Origin of the sequence: Candidatus Providencia siddallii (assembly GCF_964026685.1) — a bacterium.
GTDB lineage: Bacteria > Pseudomonadota > Gammaproteobacteria > Enterobacterales > Enterobacteriaceae > Providencia_A > Providencia_A siddallii_A.
Genome location: NZ_OZ034688.1, coordinates 194,292 through 215,667, shown reverse-complemented (window position 1 = coordinate 215,667; position 21,376 = coordinate 194,292). Strand labels below are relative to the sequence as shown.

The window sequence follows — 21,376 nt, the reverse complement described above, 5'->3', positions numbered from 1 at the left end:
TAACAAAATTAATATCAACTATTTATTTTAGCAAAAATAAAAAACATATCTTTTTTTTATAGTTAAATAATAAATAACATTAATTTTTTTTTAAAATTAAATTATAAAAAATATATAATCTAACAAATAACAACTTATTTTATAAAACGTAATAAAATTACGTTTTATAAAATATTAAATTTAAATAATTTATATTAAATTTATAATTCGCATTATATAAAAATATTTTTTTGTTATAAATTATTCCATAGAAATTTATTAATATTTTTTGTAATATTATCAGTCAATCTATATAATATTTTTCTATTTATAGAATAATTAATACTAATAACTTTTTTATTTTTTATTGAATTCATAATTATATCATCACTAACTCCAATTTTATCAATTAAACCTTTATTTAAAGCATCTTGACCATACCAATATTCACCAGTTGATAAAGATTCTATATCTAATAAAGGACGATTTTTATGAACAAAATCTTTAAATAATTTATGAGTTGAATTTAAATCTTCTATAAATTTTTTACGTCCTTCTTCAGTATTTTTACCTAATAATGTTAACGTTCTTTTATATTCACCAGCCGTATGTAATTCAATATCTATATTATATTTTTTTAATAATTTATAAAAATTTGGTATTTGAGCAACTACACCAATAGATCCTATTATTGAAAACGGGGCAGCAATAATTGTATCTGCAATACATGCCATCATATAACCACCACTAGCAGCAATTTTATCAACAACAATAGTTAAAGGAATATTTTTTTCTTTTATTCTCATTAATTGAGAAGCAGCTAAACCATAAGCTGAAACAATGCCTCCTGAACTTTCCAAACGAAGTAAAACTTCATCTTCTTTTTCAATAACTGAAAGAATAGCAGTTATTTCTTCTCTTAAAGATATAACTTCATTAGCATTTATACTTCCTTTAAAATCTAAAACATACAAACATGGTTTTTTTAATAAATTACCTAATTTTAAATTATTTTTTCTATTTTTTAATTTTAATTTTTGTTGTTTTTTTATTTTTTTTAACCATATCTTTTTTTCTGAATCATTCATTTTAACATGTTTAATTTTACGTTGATATTCAAGATATTTTTTATTTAATTTTATAATTTTTAAAAAACCTTTTGATTCATATCGTTTTATACCAATTCCAAACGTAAAAAATACTATTAATACAACTAAAATTACAATTGTAAATATTTTAGCTAAAAATAACCCATATAAAGATAAATATTCCACAAAATAATCCTTCTAATATATATATTTATTATTTATAATAAACTATTTAATATACAAAATAAAATCGTTAAATTATATAAAAAAATACAATTTAACTTTTCTTACTATTTTAATAAAAAATAAACTTTATGTAAATTATGTTTCAATACAAACCAAAACAAAATATTTTAAATAAAAAAATAATTTTAATAACAGGTTCCGGAGATGGAATTGGTCGTGAAGCAGCAATAACTTTTGCACGTTTTGGTGCTTCGATAATTTTAGTAGGAAAAACAAAAAAAAAACTTGATGCTGTTAGTTTAGAAATTAAAAAATTAACAACAAAAGAATCATATGTTTATACATTAGATTTACTTACAGCAACCAATGAAAAATATAAAAATTTAGCAAAAAATATTTCTAAAACATATAAATATTTAGATGGTGTTATACATAACGCTGGAATTTTAGGAACTATTTCATCAATAAAAGATCAACCTATTAATGTTTGGAATAAAGTGATACAAGTTAATCTTAATGGAGTTTTTATATTAACTAAAGTTTTGCTTCCATTATTAATGAAAGCACAAAACCCTTCATTAGTATTTACAAGTTCAACAGCAGGTAAAAAATGTCGCGCTGGTTGGGGTGCTTATGCTGTTTCTAAATTTGCAACAGAAGGTCTAATGAAAATTCTTTCAAAAGAATATAAGAAAACAAATTTAAGAATTAATTGTATAAATCCAGGTGCTGTTTATACTAAAATGCGTAAAAAAGCTTTTCCATTAGAAAATTCATCGATACTAAAAAAACCAATAGATATAATGCCAATTTATATTTATTTAATGAGTAACGATAGCTTAAAAAAAACCGGTATTAGTTTTGATGCTCAAAAATAAAATATTTTAGTATCTAAATACCATAAAAATATAAATATATTTTATATATTTTCAATTGCTTCACAAAAGTATTTTTTACAACATACATAAATATTTATATATATATAAATAATATTTGTATATAAAAATATTTTAAAAAATAATATTTTCAAAAAATATTCAACATATTATATATTTATTAATATAAATTAAATAAAATTAATAAATAAAAAAAATCAAAAAAATTACAAAATTATTTCATATATTAAATAATCATTAAAAAATAAATATCTAAAATATTATTTTTAAATAAAGATGTATAATATAATGTTAATTAATAAAAAAAATAAAAATTTTTGTTTAAATATTATAATTTTAATAATTATAGCATTAACTTTAATTTCTTGTTCTAATTTAAAAGATTTAAAAAAATTAAAAAATACAGAAAATTTTTCTAAAAATTATATAAATAATAACATATATAACAACTCTATAACACAAATATCTCAAGATGATTTTGAACAATTAATTCAACTTATTAATGCTAAATCAAAAATAATGAAACAATATAATAATTGGAAAAATGTTATATATAAACTTGGCGGGACAACAAAAAAAGGAATTGATTGTTCAAGTTTTGTACAACAAACTTTTTTTGAACAATTTGGAATACAACTACCACGAACTACTTCAGAACAAGAATTTTCTGGAAAAAGTGTTAAAAGAAAAAGCTTAAAAATTGGAGATATAGTATTATTTAAAATAAATAATACATTAAAACATGTAGGCATTTACATAGGAGATGAAAAATTTATTCATGCATCAACAAGTAATGGTGTTATTATTTCAAAAATAACTAATTCATATTGAAACAAAAAATACTATACAGGAAGACGTATTATAAATAATATATAAACTTATTATTTTACATAATTAATAATTAAAAATAATCTATTAAAAATTATAATTATTTTAATATCATATTTTTTTTAAAAAAATAACTATCTAATATATAAAAATTTTAACATAATACTTATTTGTTTTTTTATATTACAAACATCAATATAAAACTAAAAAATAATTCATTTTATTTTAAAATATCATTCAAAATATATTTACAACAAGTATATAATTTAAATTATTTTTTAATATATAAACTATTAAAAATAGTAGATAATAAATGTCAAAAAAAATAATTAATGATTTACAAAAAAATAATATTAAATTACGTCGTAATTTAAAACAACGACATATTACTATGATTGCTATTGGTGGATCAATAGGAACTGGACTATTTGTTGCATCAGGAGCGATATTAACACAAGCTGGGCCATACGGTACACTATTTTCTTATTCTATTGTTGGATTAATGGTTTATTTCTTGATGACAAGTTTAGGCGAATTAGCTGCATATATGCCTGTATCTGGATCATTTGCAACATATGGTTCTAAATATGTAGATGAAGGTTTTGGATTTGCTTTAAGTTGAAATTATTGGTATAACTGAGCTGTTACTATTGCAGTTGATTTAGTTTCTGCACAATTAATAATGAGTTTTTGGTTTCCAAAAAGTCCATGTTGGGTTTGGAGTATTATTTTTTTAACAATAATTTTTTTAATTAATTTTCTATCTGTAAAATATTTTGGTGAAATAGAGTACTGGTTTTCATTGATTAAAATCACAACAATAATAATTTTTATTATCGTTGGTTTTACAATAATTTTAAACATTATAATAAATCAAGAATTTAATAAATTACAAATTAACAATGTGCAATTTACTAATGGATTTTTTTCAATTATTAATGTTTTAATGATTGTAAGTTTTTCTTTTCAAGGAACTGAACTTATTGGAATAACAGCAGGAGAATCTGAAAATCCAAGTAAAAATATTCCAAATGCAATAAAAAAAGTTTTTTGGCGTATTTTATTATTTTATATTCTCACTATTTTAATTATTAGTCTTATTATCCCTTATAATGATTTAAATTTATTAAACAATAATATTAAAAATATAAGTATAAGTCCTTTTACTTTAGTATTTAAAAATTCTGGTTTATTATATGCCGCATCAATAATAAATATAATTATTTTAATTGCAATTTTATCTGCTGGTAATTCTGGTATGTATGCTTCTAGTCGTATATTATATGCTTTATCCATAGATAAAAAAGCTCATAAAATTTTTAGTAATCTTTCTAAAAACGGTATTCCACTTAATTCTTTATTAGCTACAACATTTATTGCATCTATTTGTTTTTTAAGTTCAATGTTTAATAATAAAACAATTTATATATGGTTATTAAATACTTCTGGTATGACAGGATTTATTGCTTGGCTAGGTATTGCAATTAGTCATTATAGATTTCGTAAAGGATATATTTTTCATGGAAAAAATATTAACGATTTACCATATCATTCAAAATTTTTTCCAATAGGTCCTATATTTGCATTTATATTATGTTTTATAATTATATTTAGTCAAAGTTATCAAATATTTTTAGAAAATAAAATTAATTGGTTAAAATTGATAACAAATTATATTAGTATCTTTATATTTTTAATAATTTGGATAGGATATAAAATTATAAAAAAAAGTTATTTTGTTAAATATAAAAATATGAATTTTATAAATTCTCAAACAAAAAATCATTAAAACAATATATATTTAAATAATTATTAATTATTTAAATATATTTTTTGATAAAAACCATTTTTTTATATATTTTCTAGAAATCTTATTAATACATACTTTAAATTCAGGTAATAAACGACAAAAATAAATTGGATATTGATAAGGAGCTACTTTATCTTTTAACCATTTTTCAATAATTGAAATTGATGTTTTTTCTCTTAATTCTAATACAGCAACTGGTTTATATCCAAATTCTTTATCTTTAATAGGAATTATAAAACTCTGTATTACATTTTTATGAGAATTAATTATTTTTTCTATATATTCAGGTTGAATAAATTCACCACCACTAAAAAATAAATTATCTAAACGACCGAAAACATGATATTCTCCATTAATATAAGCTCCTCTATCATTAGTTTTAAACCATCCATTAATACAATTCAATGGTACAATATCACCATCAAACCAATAACCTAAAGCTTTAGTATTTGATTTTATTTGTATTTCATTATTAATTATACGAATTTTTTTTCCTTTTAACGGAAGACCAACACCATTTTTATTATTCGTAACTTTAATACAAACAGTAGAAGCCATTTCTGTCATACCATAACTACACCAACAAGTAATACCCAAATTTGCAATTTTTGTTGTTAATGATATTGGAATCATACTTCCACCTAATAATATTTCTTTTAAATTTAATAAAATACGTCTATCTTTATTAAATAAACGAAAAAGTTGAGTAGGAACCAAAGAAACATGAGTAACACCATGTAATGAATCTGACAATTTTTTTTCCTTGAACGCTATTAAACCACCACGCAATAACCATCTCCATACTATTCCTTGTCCTGATATATGAAATAATGGTAATGATAATAACCAACAATCATATTTTTCATAATTAATAACGTCAAGTACACTATTTGCACTATTCATATGAGCAAAAATATTATGTACAACAGCTTTTGGTAATCCATTAGAACCAGATGTTAAAATTAATGTAGCAGGTTTTTTAAGTAATTCAGAATATTTCAATAATTTAAAATTATTTTTTATTTTATATTTGTTATAATTAAAATATTCTAATTTAGAATAATTAAATAAATATGATTTATCTAAATTAAAATCAATAATAAAATCAATATTTAAATGAACAAGCAATTCATCAAGTAAAAATTTCGATAAATATGGATTCAATAGCAAAACAATTGACCCAATAGATATAATTGCTAATTGACATAACAAAATATCAATACAATTTTTACCGCGTAACATTACTATTTGATTTTTTTTTAAACCTTGACTCGATAAATAAGCTCCAATTTTATTAATTTTTTTTTTAAAGAAAGCCATGTATAATTTTTTGATTCTGTTTTTATTGCTATTGAATATGGTTGAATATTACTCCAATGTATCCAAGGCCAATCGTTTAAAATATTTAACTTTTTCATATAATTTTTAAATCATTTAATTGTTTTACAGGTAAAAAACATCCTGGCCATACTCTGATTAATTGCGAATCATTATACATAATTGTATCCAATCCTGGTATTGTATTAGGTGTTAACCAATAAGCAATTCTTGATAATTGTGTTAATCCAAAACTACTTTCAAATGATGAACTAATCACAGCATTTAATCCTAAAAGATGTATTTTTTTAATTAAATCACGACAGTATGATAAACTACCTATTAATGTCGGTTTTATTATAATTGTAGTAACACCAAAATCAGATTTTAATTTAAAATTAACTTCACGTATACTTTCATCTAAAGCAATATTAATTCCTGTATTTTTTGCAAATTGTATAGACTCTTCATATGTTTTACATGGTTCCTCAATAAAATCAATATATCCTCTATACTGAACATTTATATTATTAATAAATGTATTAGCTTCATTAAAAGTCAAACTTCGATTAGCATCAATTCGTAAGTTCAATTTTGGTATCGTCTCAAACAATAAATTTATAAGATTACTAGTTTTAAGTATTTTATTATTATTAATTTTAATTTTAACAATCTTTTTGTTTTTTATTTTATTAACATTTAAAATTAATTTTTTTAAGTCATCAAAAGTATATAATAATGCTTTTGAATAATTTGTTTGTTTAGGTAGTTCTCCATTTAATTCAGCTAATGCACAACTACAACCAAAAGCTACAGATGGAAAGCAACTATCATTAATTAATCCTGTTTTTAACCATTCAGTTAATTTAATAATACTTTCATCTATAACTTGATCTAATGTTTCTCTACTAAATCCAAACAAAGGAGAAATTTCACCTTCAACCTTCATTTTGTTTATCTTTTAAACAAATTAATAAACCATTACGAATCTTCATTTTATTAAAAATACTATTTTTCACAATAAATAATTTAAATAAGTAAATTTTAGCATGCATTATGGATTTCTCTTATATTTAGAAAACACAGGTTTTCGTTTTTCATTAAAAGCATTACGACCTTCTTGACTTTCTTTAGTCATATAAAATAACATAGTTGCATTCCCAGATAATTCTTGCAAACCTGATTGACCATCACAATCTGCATTTAATGCTGATTTCAAACAACGCAATGCAATTGGACTATTTTCTAAAATTTTACGACACCAATGTATTGTTTCTTTTTCTAATTGAATATACGGAACTACAATGTTAACTAATCCCATTTCTAAAGCTTCTTTAGCATTATATTGACGACATAAAAACCAAATTTCTCGAGCTTTTTTTTGTCCAACAATTCTAGCCATATAAGAAGCTCCCCATCCACCATCAAAAGATCCTACTTTCGGACCAGTTTGGCCAAAAACAGCATTATCAGCAGCAATTGTTAGATCACACATAATATGTAAAATATTACCACCTCCAATAGCATATCCTGAAACCATAGCTATAATAGGTTTAGGACATGTTCTTATTTGACGTTGAAAATCTAATATATTTAAATGTGACATACCGTTACTATCAAGATAACCACCATTATTTCCACGAATTTTTTGATCACCACCTGAACAAAATGCTTTTTTACCTTTTCCTGTTAAAATAATTACACCAATTTTTTCATCATAACGAGCATCATATAAAGCATTAATCATTTCTTTTACAGTTTCAGGACGAAAAGCATTACATACATGGGGGCGATTAATAACAATTTTTGCAATATTATCTTCAGATTTATAATAAATTATATCATTATATCCTTTTGAACAATCTTTCCATTTTATTAAATTTAATTCTCTTTTTTTATTTTTTAAATTCATTTTTTTTCCAAAATACATTATTTATATATTAAAAACAAAACTTTAAAACTTTATATTTAAAATATATTTAAAAAATTAAATATTTTTTATATAAAATATATGCTTTTATATCAATTAATAACTAATATTAAAAATATTTTTATTGATTATTATAAATAAACAATTTTATAAAAATAAAAAAAATTAATTAAATATATAATAAATAAATATTTTATAGTAAAACTACTTCTTTCATTAATTGTTTTAATACTCTAACCCCTTCATCATCATTAACTATCAATTCTACTAACAAAGTATGAGATTTATTAAACCAAAAATGATCTATTTTTGATTTTAATTCTAACCAAGTATTTGGTATATAATATTCTAAATTAAACATTTTAGCTGCATATTTAAAATTAATATTCTGTGGAATACAAAAAAATTTTTTTTTAAAATCTTTTGGTGTTGGTAACATAGAAAAAATTTGTCCACCATTATTATTAATAATAATCAAAACAATTGGAGCAAAAGGTTTACGCAATAAAATAAGACTGTTAAGATCATATAAAGCAGATAAATCACCTATAATACCTAATGTTGGTTTTTTTGTTGCCATTTGAATACCAGCCATAGTTGATATAAGACCATCAATACCTTTTACACCGCTATTACTATATACAGGATAAGAAATTGGTAATTGAGCAAAAGCATTAATTAAACGAAGAATTAAACTATTACCAATAAATAATTGACCTGATTGTGGCAATAATTTAGGTAACTGATACGCAATAGCAGCTTCAGATAATTTTTCATTTAATTGATTATGTACATATTTTTTAGTATTTTGTACAATTTTAAATAATTTTTCACACCAAAAGTAATTAAAACATGCTTTATTGTTATCTAACCAACTTTTTATAGAACAAGTAAATTTACGACCTCTATGATTTGCAAAATTTAATCGTTGAGGCATTAAATCTACAATCCAATATTCTTTTGGATTACAATTTGATAACCAATTCAACAAATATTTTCCTGTTAAATTAGAACCAAATTGAATCACTAACTCTACTTCATTAAACATATTTTGTATTAACGGGTGATTTAACCATAAATCAGCACAAGGATAAGGTTGTCCTATTTGCGATAAAACATCACCAATTATAGGCCAACCTAATTTTTTTCCCCAATAAATAATATATTTGCTATCTTTTACATCAATTTTTCCTATAACCAAAATACCTTTTTTTTGTCTCCAAAAATACCAATCTTCAACAAAATACATTTTGTTTATATATGATTCTTTTAACCATAAACATTTCGAATCCCACCAATTATTTAATGATTTTTTTCAACTATCATGTTCTTTTATTTCACCATATAAAGGTTCAGCAAACGGACAATTAATATGAAAAACTCCATAATTTAATCTATTCATACAATCATCAATAGATGAAACTAACCATTTAGCAGATATTTCTTCTGTTGGTCTTGGTAACATTAGTGTTTGCATTGGATAAGATGAAAATATATTACTTTGTTTAATTGATTGATTTGCTCCACAACCAATTAATTCAGGAGGTCTATCAGCAGTAATAAAAATAATTTTTTCTCCAGTCATACTTGCTTCAATCAATGAAGGATACAAATTAGCAACTGCAGTACCAGATGTTACAATAATACCAACTGGTTTTTTTTTTGCTTTAGCAATACCTAAAGCAAAAAATCCAAAACCTCTTTCATCAAAATGAGTATAACATATCAATTTTTTATTTTTTGCAGCTGCTATAATTAAAGGCGTAGAACGTGATCCTGGAGCTATGCAAATATATTTCATTTCATGACGAACAAGTGATTCTATTATTACTTCAGCCCAACTAATATTAAAAGAATAACTAGACATTTATACACTCAATATTTTTTAAAAAATAATTTTTAATAATAAAACATTTACTTTTAAAAAAATCATTATTTATTATTCAAATAATGATTTTAATGTAAAAATTTTTTTTTCAATTTCTTTTCATTCTTCATTAGGATCTGAATTATCCAATATTCCAGCTCCTGAATATAAAAATATTTGTGTTTTTTTTATTTGGGCACAACGCAAAGAAACGGCAAATTCACTTTTATTTAAACTGATAAATCCACCGGTTCCTGCATACCAATTACGATCAAAAGGTTCATTTCTTAATAAAAAAACACGAGAATTTTTTCTAGGAAAACCACAAACTGCTGCAGTTGGTTGTAATCGTAATAAACAAATGCTATCTAAAGACTTTATTAACGTAGCATTAATTGACCTACATAAATGCTGAATTTTACAAAGTTTAATAATTGTAGGTTTAGAAACATACAAACTAGATACTATATTTTGCAATTGTTTACATATATCATTAGCAACAATCAAATTTTCAAGTTGACTTTTTTCATTTTTCATTAAAAAATACGATTGTTTTTTTGAAATATTTTTATTGATATCATTATCAATTGTACCTGCTAATGCTTCAGAAAATAATTTTTTTCCTTTTCGTAAGTAAAGACGTTCTGGAGTAGATGATATAAAACCTAAATTTTTATTAAATGCAATCATAAAATGATAACAATTATAATTTTTTTTCTTATTAAAAAACAAAATTTTAACAACCGAAACTGTACTAGATAAATTTATTTTTACTTCTCGAGCTAAAACAATTTTTTTTATTTTACCTGTTTTTATTTCTTTTATTGCTTTTGTTAATAAATTAAACCATTCTTGATAATTTGGATTATATTTTTTACTAATAACATTTATTGATAATTCAAATTTTGAATTAGATAAAAATCTTAATTTCTGTAAAAAATTAATAGTATTTAAAATATCATTTTTACCATTTATATTCAAAATAAACGTAATATTTAAATTAAAACGAAAAATTTCTAAACGCGGAAGAAAATAAAATGTTGATTTTTGTTTAACTTTATTTGATATATCATTGCCAATTGAATTCCAACCATTTAAACCCCAAATCCGTAAATTTGGATATTTTAAATGTTGCAATAAAAAAAATTCGGCATCATTAATAGAATTAAATGATTTTAACATACCTATAGCACTATTTTCCTCTTTTCCATTTCTATTATACCAATAAAATTGTGGATAAAAAATTTGATTTGACAACCATTTTAATCCAAGAAAAAAAAGGTTTTTATTAAAATATTTTTCTATAGAAATAAATTCATTTTTTTTTAATTTTAACATTGATATATATAATATTATTTCATCTATTAACTTTAAAAAAAAATATTTATTGTATTTATCTATCATAATATTATTTTTTTATATTTTACTAATTTTTTTAAATAAAACATAACTTTATTAAAAAATATATATAATAATCATAAACAATTAAAAAAACAAAAAAATATTTTATATCATTTTTTTATTTTTTTAATTGTTTATTATCATTGAAGCAATATCAATTATAAATTGAGGCCATATACCGAATATAATAATAATAAACGTACATACTGTTATAAAAAAAATACTTAATAATTCTTTTTTAAAATTTAAATTCATTTTTATATCTTTTTTTTCATAAACATAAAAACTAGCTACAAAACGTAAATAATAATATATACCAATAATGTTACCTATAACTATAATACTTATTAAATAAAAAATTTTTGAATACATAACAGATATAATTAAATAAAATTTAGCAATAAAACCTAATGTCATAGGAACACCAGCTAAAGAAAATATCATTATATTCATAATCACTGCTAAAATAGGATTATTATAAAATAATCCACGAAATTCTCTCATGTTATCAAAATTTTTTGTTTTAAAAGAATTTGAAATTGTATTAATAACACCAAAAATTCCTAAATTTGAAAATACATAGCTTATTAAATAAATTATAATAAAATATTTTGAAATAATTAAGTCATTACGACTTAAAATTAAAGCAACAAGTAAATATCCAATATTAGTAACTGATGAATAACCTAATAAACGTTTTATATTTTTTTGTATTAAAGCTAATAAATTACCAAATATAATAGATGTAACTGCAATAATTGAAAATAAAATATCAATATTCTCAGTATCACTGATAGATGTTTTTGCAAAAATACGAAATAAAACAGAAAAAACAGCTATTTTATTTCCTGTTGATAAAAACGACGAAACAGCTATAGGAGATCCTTGATAAATATCAGGTGTCCATAAATGAAAAGGAAATAATGATAATTTAAAACAAAATCCAACTATCAACATACCTAAACCAATTATTACTAATGGTTTATGAATTTGTTTATCAGAAAAAAAATTTGCAATAGATACAAAACTTAAATCACCTGATTCTGCATATAAAAATGCAATACCAAATAGTAAAAACGAAAATGATACCGATAATAATATATATTTTATTCCAGCTTCCAAAGAATAATTAGTTTTATAATCATAAGATATTAAACCAAATAATGGTAATGTAATTAATTCAATTCCAACAAACATTGAAATCATATGATCTGATATAGATAATAAAACACCACCTAAAACAATAATGGTAATTAATAAATAAAATTCATCCTTATAATAATTATCACCAAGATTTTTTAACCAATAATAACCAAAAATACTAGAAGCAATAGCAGAAATAATAATTAACGAACTACAAAATAACGCAAATTTATCAATTTTAACAAGTAAACTTATATTAACTAAATAATTATTAATTCCTAATAAAAAAATTGATAATAAAGATGTTACAAAACCAAACAATGTTATAATAAAATTAATCAAATTATTACGTTTTAATGAAATTGATAACATTAATATTACTATTGTAAAACCAATAATTAATATAGGTGACATTGCAATTAATTTTTGAAATATTATTTTCATATCTAATTATAATCCTAATTCAACAAAAAAGAATGTAGATTATATAATGTTTTTAATGAACTAATTGATATATCTATAATTGGTTGTACATAAAAACCAATTATAAATATTAAAATTGCTAAAATTAAAAGCATACTAAATTCACGAATTGATAATTTTTTAACTTCAATTTTTAATTTTGAAACACCATAATATATTTGTTGCATCATACATAATGAATAAATAGAAGTAAAAATAATTCCAAAAGCAATAATACATGTTAAAAAAGTAAATTGTTTAAAATTACCAAACAAAATCATAAATTCACCGATAAAATTCGCTGTTCCTGGTATTCCAAAATTTGCAACAGAAAAAAATAATGTTAGTACAGGTAACCATTTAATATGTTTTCACAGCCCACCCATCATTTGAATATCACTAGTTTTAATTCGATCATAAAGCAAACCACTAATTATAATTAATCCTATTCCTGATAAACTATTAGCTATCATTTGAATAACTGCTCCTTGATATGCTAAAATAGAATTAGAAAAAATCGCTATAACTATAAAACCCATATGAGATAAATTACCATATGCTATTAAACGTTTAATATTATTTTGTCTAAATGCTAATATTGCACCATAAAAAATACTAATCGTCCCAATCACCATTACGATCGGAGCAAATAAATCAGATGATTTTGGAAATAATGGTAAAATAAAACGAAACATACCATAAGCACCTGTTTTTAACATAATACCTAATATATCAAAAGAACCTGATTTTGGAGAATATTCCTGAATATCTGGCATCCATCCATGAAAAGGAATTAATGGCATTTTTACCGCAAAAGCAATAAAAAACCCTAACATTAAAATAAAACTTAATGTACTAGACATTTTAGTATTAAGTAAATCATTATAATTAAATGTTAATATACCACTTGTTTTAAAATGAGCTAATACAAGTCCAACTATAGATAATAACATTATAAAACCGCTCATTTGTGTATAAATAAAAAACTTCATTGCTACATTAATATTTTTTTTATCTTTTAAATCTTTATTTTTAAAATTTATAATAATAAAATACATTGGTATTAACATCATTTCCCAGAAAAAAAAGAATAAAAATAAATCAACTGATATAAAAACACCAATTATACCTGTAGTTATCCACATTAAATTAAAATAATAAAATCCTTGATTTTTTTTATTTTCATTCCATGAACTCAATACAGCAAAAATAGAAGCAATAGAAGTTAAAATAATCATTAATATTGACAATCCATCAACAGCAAAATGAATATTTATTCCTAAAGAAGGAATCCAATTTAGAAAAAAAATTTCTTTCCATTTTTGAGTTTTATTTAAATTAAATAAAATAAAATTATTTTTATATAACAAATGAATTGAAAAAATAAATAACAATATAGTTGAAATAATTGAAACCCAACGTGATATATTACGATTAAATATTCCAACTTGCCAACTTAATAACCCTCCAAAAAAACAAATTAATAATAAATTTACCAATATCATTTAATATATACCTTTTTAAATTAAAAATAAAAAAGTAAAAATCAATATCGCACCTAATACTACTGAAGTTATATACCAACGAATCTGCCCATTTTCACTAATGGAAAGCATTTTCCCACAAAAATACAAAAAATAACCAAATAAATCTAAAAATAAATTAATAGGATCATTTTTTAAAATATATGTAATTTTTTTAAATGGTTTTACAAAAAAAGTATCATAAAATAAATCTACATTAAAAAATTTTAACAAAAAACAAAAAGTCGATGTTTTATTTATTTTATAAATAATTGAATTTTTATTTAAATATAAAAATATTGTAACTAATAATCCTATAAAAACAAAACAACTACTAATTATTTCTAATAATATTTTATTAAAATTATTTTTAAAATGTATTACTGGAAAAACACCTTCTAATGGTTGATGAATTAATGCACCAATAAACATAGAAAGAATAGCTAAAACAACTAATGGCAACGAATAAGAAAATTTTTTTAAAAAATTAACTTCTTTTATTTTTTTTATTTCTTCTCCATAAAAAATAAGAAAAAACATACGAAAACTATAAATTGTAGTTAAAAATACACCTATTATACTTATATATAACAACATGGTTTTTTCATTAAGTTGTAAACTATATAAAATTTTTTCTTTACTATAAAAACCTGAAGTAAATAACGGAATAGATGCTAACGAACTTATTCCAACTAACATAAACACATACAAATGTAAATATTTTTTACGTAATCCACTAATATTAAATATATTTTGTTCATTATTAAATATAATAATTATAGAACCTACAGATAAAAATAATAAAGATTTAAAAAATGAATGAATCATTAAATGAAATATAGCTGGTTCCCATGCTTGTATCCCAAGTGCTAAAAACATATAACCCACTTGACTCATAGTAGAATAAGCAAGAATACGTTTTATATTACTTTGAAAAATTGCTAAAAAACTACCAATAATTAATGTTATAGCCCCAATTAAACTAATAAAATAAAGTATATTTGGTACCAATAAAAATAAAACATGAGTTCTTGCTATTAAATAAACACCTGCTGTAATCATAGTTGCAGCATGTATCAATGCAGAAACTGGGGTTGGACCAACCATCGCATCAATAAGCCATGTATGCAATGGAAACTGAGCTGACTTAGAAATAGCTCCAATCAATATCATTATAGTAATAAATGATATTAAATCTAAATTATTAATAAACTTATTAGCAGTAACTGTTATTTCATTAAAATTTAAAGTACCAAAGCTATTCCATAAAGCAAATATAGCAATTGCTAAAAAAATATCTCCAGTTTTTGTTATAAGAAAAGCTTTCATTGCTGCTCTTCCATTATCTGGATTAGTATAATAAAAATTAATTAATAAATAACTACATAATCCAACTCCTTCCCAACCTAAATACATTAGCATCATGTTATTACCTAAAACTAAAATTATCATACATGATATAAATAAATTAGTATAAACAAAAAAACGTGAATAACCTTCTTTATCAAACATATACCAAGAGGCATAAAGATGAATAAAAAATCCAACACCAGTTATCAAACATAGCATTGTTAAAGAAAGCCCATCTAACATTAATGTAAAAGATATATTAAAATTATCTAATAAAACCCAATTCCATAAAGTTTGTTCAAATATATACCCTTTTATTAATGATAAATGTTTCAAAAATTCATAACTTATAATTAATGAAATAATAAATGTTATTAAAATCGATCCAACACCAATAACCGAAGAAGTATTTTTTGATACTTTTCCACAAAACAATGCTAATAAAATTGCACTTAAAAAAGGAATTAAAATAGTTAAATATAATAAACTCATTCATGCATCTCGCTAAGATTATCAACATTTAAACTTTGATAACGACGATAAAATCGTAATAATAAAGCTAATCCTACACTTGATTCAGCAGCACCTAATGAAACTATTAATATATACATAATTTGACCATCAGATTGTTGCCAAAAATTACCAACAACAACAAATGCTAATGCAATTGAATTTATAATAATTTCAAGACCTAATAACATAAAAAGAAAATTACGACGAATAACTAAACAATTTAATCCAATTACAAATAAAATTGATGATAAAATTAATCCATGTTGAATAGGTACCATAATTATCCTCTAATTTTTTATTTTTTTATATTAATATCATTTTTTTTATAATTAGAACCGATATGAAAAGCAACAATCAAACCAGCTAATAATAAAAATGATATAAATTCAATAATTAATATATATGGTCCAAATAAACTCATTCCTATTTCTTTTATTGTAATAATATTGCAAATATTCCTTTCTTCAAAAGGAAAACTATTTATTCCATAAATTAAAATAATTAATAATATAATAGATATTATAGTGAAAATAATCCAATTTTTTGATTTTACATAAATATTTTTTTGTTTTTTTATTGATTTTCCAAGATTTAACATCATAACAACAAAAATAAATAATACTACAATAGCACCTGCATATATAATGGTTTCCATTACACCTGCAAAATAAGCTCCAAGCGAAAAAAATACTACAGATAAAGATAATAAAGATATTAATAAATACAACAAAGCATAAATCGGGTTAGTATTTATTATGATCATAAAAGTAACAAAAATTGAAATAAAACCAGAAATGTAAAATGAATATTTCATAAAATTATTCCTTATGGTAATAATTCTTTAACATCAATTGGTTTTTCTTCATTATCAGCTTCTCCTTTACACTTACCAGTAATAGATACACCTGATTTTTGATAAAAATCATAATCATGATATTTACCTGTACCTGAAATTAATAAATCATTTTTTTCATAAACTAAATCTTTACGTTTCCATTCAGCCATTTCAAAATCTGGTATTAATTGAATTGCTCTTGTTGGACAAGCTTCTTCACATAAACCACAAAAAATACAACGTGAAAAATTAATTCTAAAAAATTTAGAATACCATCTTCCATCTTTACTAATAGATTTTTGTAAAGATATACAACTCACAGGACAAACAACTGAACATAAATTACATGCTACACATCGTTCTTCTCCATTAGGAGCACGAGTTAAAACAATACGACCACGATAACGTGGTGATAAATATACAGATTCTTCTGGATACATCTTGGTTTCACGTTTATCAAATATATGCAAAGCAACCATATAAATACTTCTTATTTGAGTTGCAAAACCTATTAATAAATCTTTTAATGTCATGTTAAAATCCTATTTAACATCATATAAAATAAATATTGCAGTACATAATAAATTAAATAACGTTAATGGCAAACAAATTTTCCAACCAAAAGACATTACTTGATCATAACGAGGACGAGGTAATGAAGCACGAATAAGAATAAACATAATAATAAAAAAACAAGTTTTAAATCCAAACCATAAAAATGGCGAAAAAAATGGACCGTTCCATCCACCAAAAAAAAGTGTAACTATCAATGCAGATACTGTAATAATTCCAACATATTCTCCAATAAAAAACAAAGTAAATTTCATACCTGAATATTCTATATGATAACCATCAGCTATTTCTTGTTCTGATTCAGGTTGATCAAATGGATGTCTATGGCAAACAGATAAAGAAGCTATCATAAATGTTATAAAACCTAAAAATTGTGGTATAACATTCCATATTATTTTCTGAGAATTTACAATATCAATTAAATTAAATGAACCAGCTTGTGCAATTACACCCATTAATGATATTCCTAAAAATATTTCATAACTAATAATTTGAGCAGAAGCACGAATTGAACCTAATAATGAATATTTATTATTACTTGCCCAACCTGCAAATAAAATCGAATATACTCCTATACCTGACATCATAAAAAAAAATAAAATTCCAATATTTAAATCAACAACATAAAATGTCGATGTAATCGGTATTATTGCAAATGAAAAGTATAAAGAACAAAATGCAATAGTTGGTGCTAAAACAAAAATTTTTTTATCTGCAAAATTTGGAATCCAATCCTCTTTAAAAATCATTTTTAACATATCAGCTATAATTTGTCCAAAACCAAATATTCCAACACGATTTGGTCCATAACGATTTTGAAATAATCCCAAAATACGACGTTCTATAAAACTCATATACGAACTACATAACATAATAGATAATAAAATTATTATTGGTTTTAATATAGAATATAATATTTCTTCCAAATTATTAGATAATAAAACCATTATATTTTCCAATATAAATTTTCAACAAAATTTCCAGCCATTGAAGTTGGAAGACCATGCATACCTAAAGGTAATCCAATTTGCCCATTAGATAAATATTTACTTAAACATACATTTAAAATAAATGTTTGTTTATTATATATAAATTTAAATTTAGAACTATTACATAAATTATATTTTATAGCATCTTTTTTATTTAAAACAATATAAGGTTTTGGTATACAATTTTTAATTTTTTCAGAACGTTGCGATATTTCATCAGAACCAAATAAATGATAATATGGCACAATAAGCCATTGTGATTTTTTTGGTTTATATCTGTCTGGAATTTCAGTAAAAAAACTTATATTTCTTTTTATAGAATCAAATAAACGTACACCTGGATCTCCAAACAATAAATGACCAAAAATTTTTTCTTGAAATTTATTCCAAGATTGAGGTGAATTTCAACCTGGTGACCATGCAAATGCAATTTGTTGACGTTTTGATATCATATTATTATTACCTTCCATTGAGAACACAAAAGGAGAATCCAGATCTTTAGGTTGAGATGGTTCATGAACAGATTTATTTGCTAATATTGCTGTACGTCCACTATATCTATGAGGTTCTCTAGCTAATTTTTGACCGTGAATATTAAATGACGACTTTGGAGATACATCAATAATTTTTTTAAATTGAGGCATATTTAAAACACAATCAGTTACTACATTATCAAAAGTAATATCTTGTAAATTTTTTTTATCTAATTTATTTTGAAATAGTGATAACCATTTTCATGTTTCCTTTATAACAATTTTTTTATTATAAAAATCTGGTTCAAATACTTTAAAAAAACGTTGAGCACGACCTTCTTGATTTATTAAAGTACCATTACTTTCTACAAAACTTGCCGATGGAAAAGCTAAAGTTGCTTTATCCATAAAAATAGTTTTTTGGTGATCTAATACAATCAATTTATTTAATTTTTGAATAGCATTATCAACAACATTAATACTATTATTATAATAAAGATCGTTTTCAATAACTATTGCAACATCAACTTCATTTGATTCAATAGAAAAAAATGCATTATCAATAGATTTAGCATTCATCATAGCTAAACCAATACTATTCGCATTAGAAACTAAATAAGATAATCCAACATTAATCCCTTTTAACCTTAAAGAAAAAGCAATATTTGCAGCCGATTTTATCAATGATTCACTAGCGCTATGAGTACCGCTAATAATTAATGGATTTCTAGATTTAACAAAAAGTTGTGCTATATTTTTTACATTTCTTTTTAAATCTTCTGATAAATCGCTAACATTTGGTAACTCATTATTTATTATATTTGCTATAGCAAAAGCAAAACGAGCTTGATCATCTGCTGGTGCGTAATAATTAAAAGTAGCGATATCTTTTAAAGATGTTTCGTCTGTATTAGTAATAATCAATATATTTTTATTATTTTGATAAATATTTTTAATTGCTTCAGTTTGCCAATTAAATATATTTTGTTTTATGGTTTTATTTTTAATAGCTTGACGTATAGATAAAGCCATTCTAGGACTAGTTTGAGTTAAATCCTCTCCTAAAACTAATATCATATCATATTTTTCTATCTCACGAAGTGTTGGTGTATAAATACCTCCATTTTTTAAAATATTTAATATTAATTGTAATCTACTATGTTCCCCATCTGAAAAATCTGAAAAAAAATTCTCAGAACCAACTAATTTACGAAGCACATAATTACTTTCAATACTTGCACGTGAAGAACCTATACCAATTACTCTTTTTGCATTATTAATAATCTCAATGCAATTTTGAATTGCTTTTGTAGAAGAAATAATATATTCAATTCCATTTTGTCGTAACAAAATTTGATTAGGACGATCTTCACGATTTGTATAACCATAACCAAATCTACCTCGATCACAAAGAAAATAATGATTTATAGAACCATTATAACGATTTTCTACTCTGCCAATTTTACCGTAACGCTCTCCTAGAATAATATTACAACCAATACTACAATGATGACAAATACTTGGTGCAAATTGCATATCCCATTTACGATTATAAAATTCAGAATATGTTTTATCTGTAAAAACTCCAGTTGGACATATTTCAACTAAATTACCTGAAAATTCACTTTCTAATGAACCCTCTTTTGCACGACCAAAATAAATATTATTATGAGAACCAAAAACACCTAAATCTACTCCATCTGCATAATTTTTATAATAATTAATACAACGATAACAAGAAATACACCGATTCATTTCATGTTTTATAAATGGACCTAAATCTTGATTGATATGCGTACGTTTACTAAAACGATATTTACGAATATAATGTCCTGTCATCACAGTCATATCTTGTAAATGACAATTACCAGCTTCTTCGCAAATTGGACAATCATGTGGATGATTAGTCATTAAACATTCAATAATACATTTACGAAAATTTTTTGTTTCTTCATCACTAATAGATATACGAATACCTTCAATCACTGGTGTCATACAAGACATTACTATATTACCACTAATATCATCAATATTTTTATATTGTTTAACAGCACACTGTCTACAAGAACCAAAACTTCCTAAAACTGGATGCCAACAAAAATATGGGATATCTAATCCTAATGACAAACAAGCTTGTAATAAATTATCATTTTCACTAACTCTATATTCTTTATTATCTATATATATTAAAACCATAATTAAAATTCACCAAT

18 protein-coding genes are annotated in these 21,376 nt (G+C 22.8%); 3 read left to right on the top strand and 15 right to left on the bottom strand.

From position 1 onward, the window contains the following. Nucleotides 1–233 precede the first annotated feature (233 nt). Nucleotides 234–1,253: a protease SohB gene (gene sohB, locus AAGD61_RS00850; RefSeq protein WP_341765155.1), complete on the bottom strand. Its 1,020-nt coding sequence runs from the start codon at nt 1,251–1,253 to the stop codon at nt 234–236. Nucleotides 1,254–1,390: 137 nt separating this feature from the next. On the opposite strand from sohB, the gene AAGD61_RS00845 reads away from it, so the two are divergent. From AAGD61_RS00845 to AAGD61_RS00835, 3 genes are all read left to right on the top strand, one after another. After that, the gene (locus AAGD61_RS00845; RefSeq protein WP_341765154.1) at nt 1,391–2,131 is read left to right on the top strand and encodes a YciK family oxidoreductase; all 741 of its coding nucleotides are present in this window, start codon (nt 1,391–1,393) and stop codon (nt 2,129–2,131) included. Between the two features lie 306 nt (nt 2,132–2,437). Beyond that, nucleotides 2,438–3,025, top strand: a complete 588-nt coding sequence (gene mepS / locus AAGD61_RS00840; RefSeq protein ID WP_341765153.1) for a bifunctional murein DD-endopeptidase/murein LD-carboxypeptidase — start codon at nt 2,438–2,440, stop codon at nt 3,023–3,025. A gap of 265 nt (nt 3,026–3,290) precedes the next feature. Beyond that, complete coding sequence (locus AAGD61_RS00835; RefSeq protein WP_341765152.1) at nt 3,291–4,766, top strand: amino acid permease; 1,476 nt, start codon at nt 3,291–3,293, stop codon at nt 4,764–4,766. A 27-nt stretch (nt 4,767–4,793) separates the two neighbouring features. On the opposite strand, the gene menE is transcribed toward AAGD61_RS00835, so the two are convergent. The 14 genes from menE to nuoG all read right to left on the bottom strand — a co-directional run bounded on the left by menE (nt 4,794) and on the right by nuoG (nt 21,368). Then, nucleotides 4,794–6,107, bottom strand: coding sequence for an o-succinylbenzoate--CoA ligase (menE, locus tag AAGD61_RS00830; protein ID WP_341765151.1), 1,314 nt, complete (start codon nt 6,105–6,107; stop codon nt 4,794–4,796). Next, on the bottom strand, nt 6,047–6,205 hold the full coding sequence (locus AAGD61_RS00825; protein ID WP_341765150.1) for a hypothetical protein: 159 nt from the start codon (nt 6,203–6,205) through the stop codon (nt 6,047–6,049). Before AAGD61_RS00825 ends, menE begins: the two co-directional genes overlap by 61 nt. Then, the gene (gene menC / locus AAGD61_RS00820; protein WP_341765149.1) at nt 6,193–7,053 is read right to left on the bottom strand and encodes an o-succinylbenzoate synthase; all 861 of its coding nucleotides are present in this window, start codon (nt 7,051–7,053) and stop codon (nt 6,193–6,195) included. The genes AAGD61_RS00825 and menC overlap by 13 nt, the downstream gene beginning before the upstream one ends. 105 nt (nt 7,054–7,158) lie before the next feature. Then, nucleotides 7,159–8,016: a 1,4-dihydroxy-2-naphthoyl-CoA synthase gene (gene menB, locus AAGD61_RS00815; RefSeq protein ID WP_341765148.1), complete on the bottom strand. Its 858-nt coding sequence runs from the start codon at nt 8,014–8,016 to the stop codon at nt 7,159–7,161. A 211-nt stretch (nt 8,017–8,227) separates the two neighbouring features. Continuing rightward, nucleotides 8,228–9,901 carry a 2-succinyl-5-enolpyruvyl-6-hydroxy-3-cyclohexene-1-carboxylic-acid synthase gene (gene menD / locus AAGD61_RS00810; protein ID WP_341765147.1) on the bottom strand — a complete coding sequence of 558 codons (1,674 nt, stop codon included), beginning with the start codon at nt 9,899–9,901 and terminating at the stop codon, nt 8,228–8,230. 72 nt (nt 9,902–9,973) lie between these two features. Continuing rightward, nucleotides 9,974–11,305, bottom strand: coding sequence for an isochorismate synthase (locus tag AAGD61_RS00805; protein WP_341765146.1), 1,332 nt, complete (start codon nt 11,303–11,305; stop codon nt 9,974–9,976). Nucleotides 11,306–11,428: 123 nt separating this feature from the next. Beyond that, the gene (locus AAGD61_RS00800; RefSeq protein WP_341765145.1) at nt 11,429–12,889 is read right to left on the bottom strand and encodes an NADH-quinone oxidoreductase subunit N; all 1,461 of its coding nucleotides are present in this window, start codon (nt 12,887–12,889) and stop codon (nt 11,429–11,431) included. A gap of 14 nt (nt 12,890–12,903) precedes the next feature. Beyond that, the gene (gene nuoM, locus AAGD61_RS00795; protein ID WP_341765144.1) at nt 12,904–14,412 is read right to left on the bottom strand and encodes an NADH-quinone oxidoreductase subunit M; all 1,509 of its coding nucleotides are present in this window, start codon (nt 14,410–14,412) and stop codon (nt 12,904–12,906) included. A gap of 15 nt (nt 14,413–14,427) precedes the next feature. Next, nucleotides 14,428–16,272 (bottom strand): NADH-quinone oxidoreductase subunit L, encoded by a 1,845-nt coding sequence (gene nuoL / locus AAGD61_RS00790; protein ID WP_341765143.1) that lies wholly within the window; start codon nt 16,270–16,272, stop codon nt 14,428–14,430. Further along, complete coding sequence (nuoK, locus tag AAGD61_RS00785; protein WP_341765142.1) at nt 16,254–16,571, bottom strand: NADH-quinone oxidoreductase subunit NuoK; 318 nt, start codon at nt 16,569–16,571, stop codon at nt 16,254–16,256. Before nuoK ends, nuoL begins: the two co-directional genes overlap by 19 nt. Before the next feature lie 17 nt (nt 16,572–16,588). Continuing rightward, nucleotides 16,589–17,107, bottom strand: coding sequence for an NADH-quinone oxidoreductase subunit J (gene nuoJ, locus AAGD61_RS00780; protein ID WP_341765141.1), 519 nt, complete (start codon nt 17,105–17,107; stop codon nt 16,589–16,591). Nucleotides 17,108–17,118: 11 nt separating this feature from the next. Then, nucleotides 17,119–17,661 carry an NADH-quinone oxidoreductase subunit NuoI gene (gene nuoI, locus AAGD61_RS00775; protein WP_341765140.1) on the bottom strand — a complete coding sequence of 181 codons (543 nt, stop codon included), beginning with the start codon at nt 17,659–17,661 and terminating at the stop codon, nt 17,119–17,121. Nucleotides 17,662–17,670: 9 nt separating this feature from the next. Then, complete coding sequence (nuoH, locus tag AAGD61_RS00770) at nt 17,671–18,648, bottom strand: NADH-quinone oxidoreductase subunit NuoH (protein WP_341765139.1); 978 nt, start codon at nt 18,646–18,648, stop codon at nt 17,671–17,673. Then, on the bottom strand, nt 18,648–21,368 hold the full coding sequence (gene nuoG, locus AAGD61_RS00765; RefSeq protein WP_341765288.1) for an NADH-quinone oxidoreductase subunit NuoG: 2,721 nt from the start codon (nt 21,366–21,368) through the stop codon (nt 18,648–18,650). Before nuoG ends, nuoH begins: the two co-directional genes overlap by 1 nt. Nucleotides 21,369–21,376 lie beyond the last annotated feature (8 nt).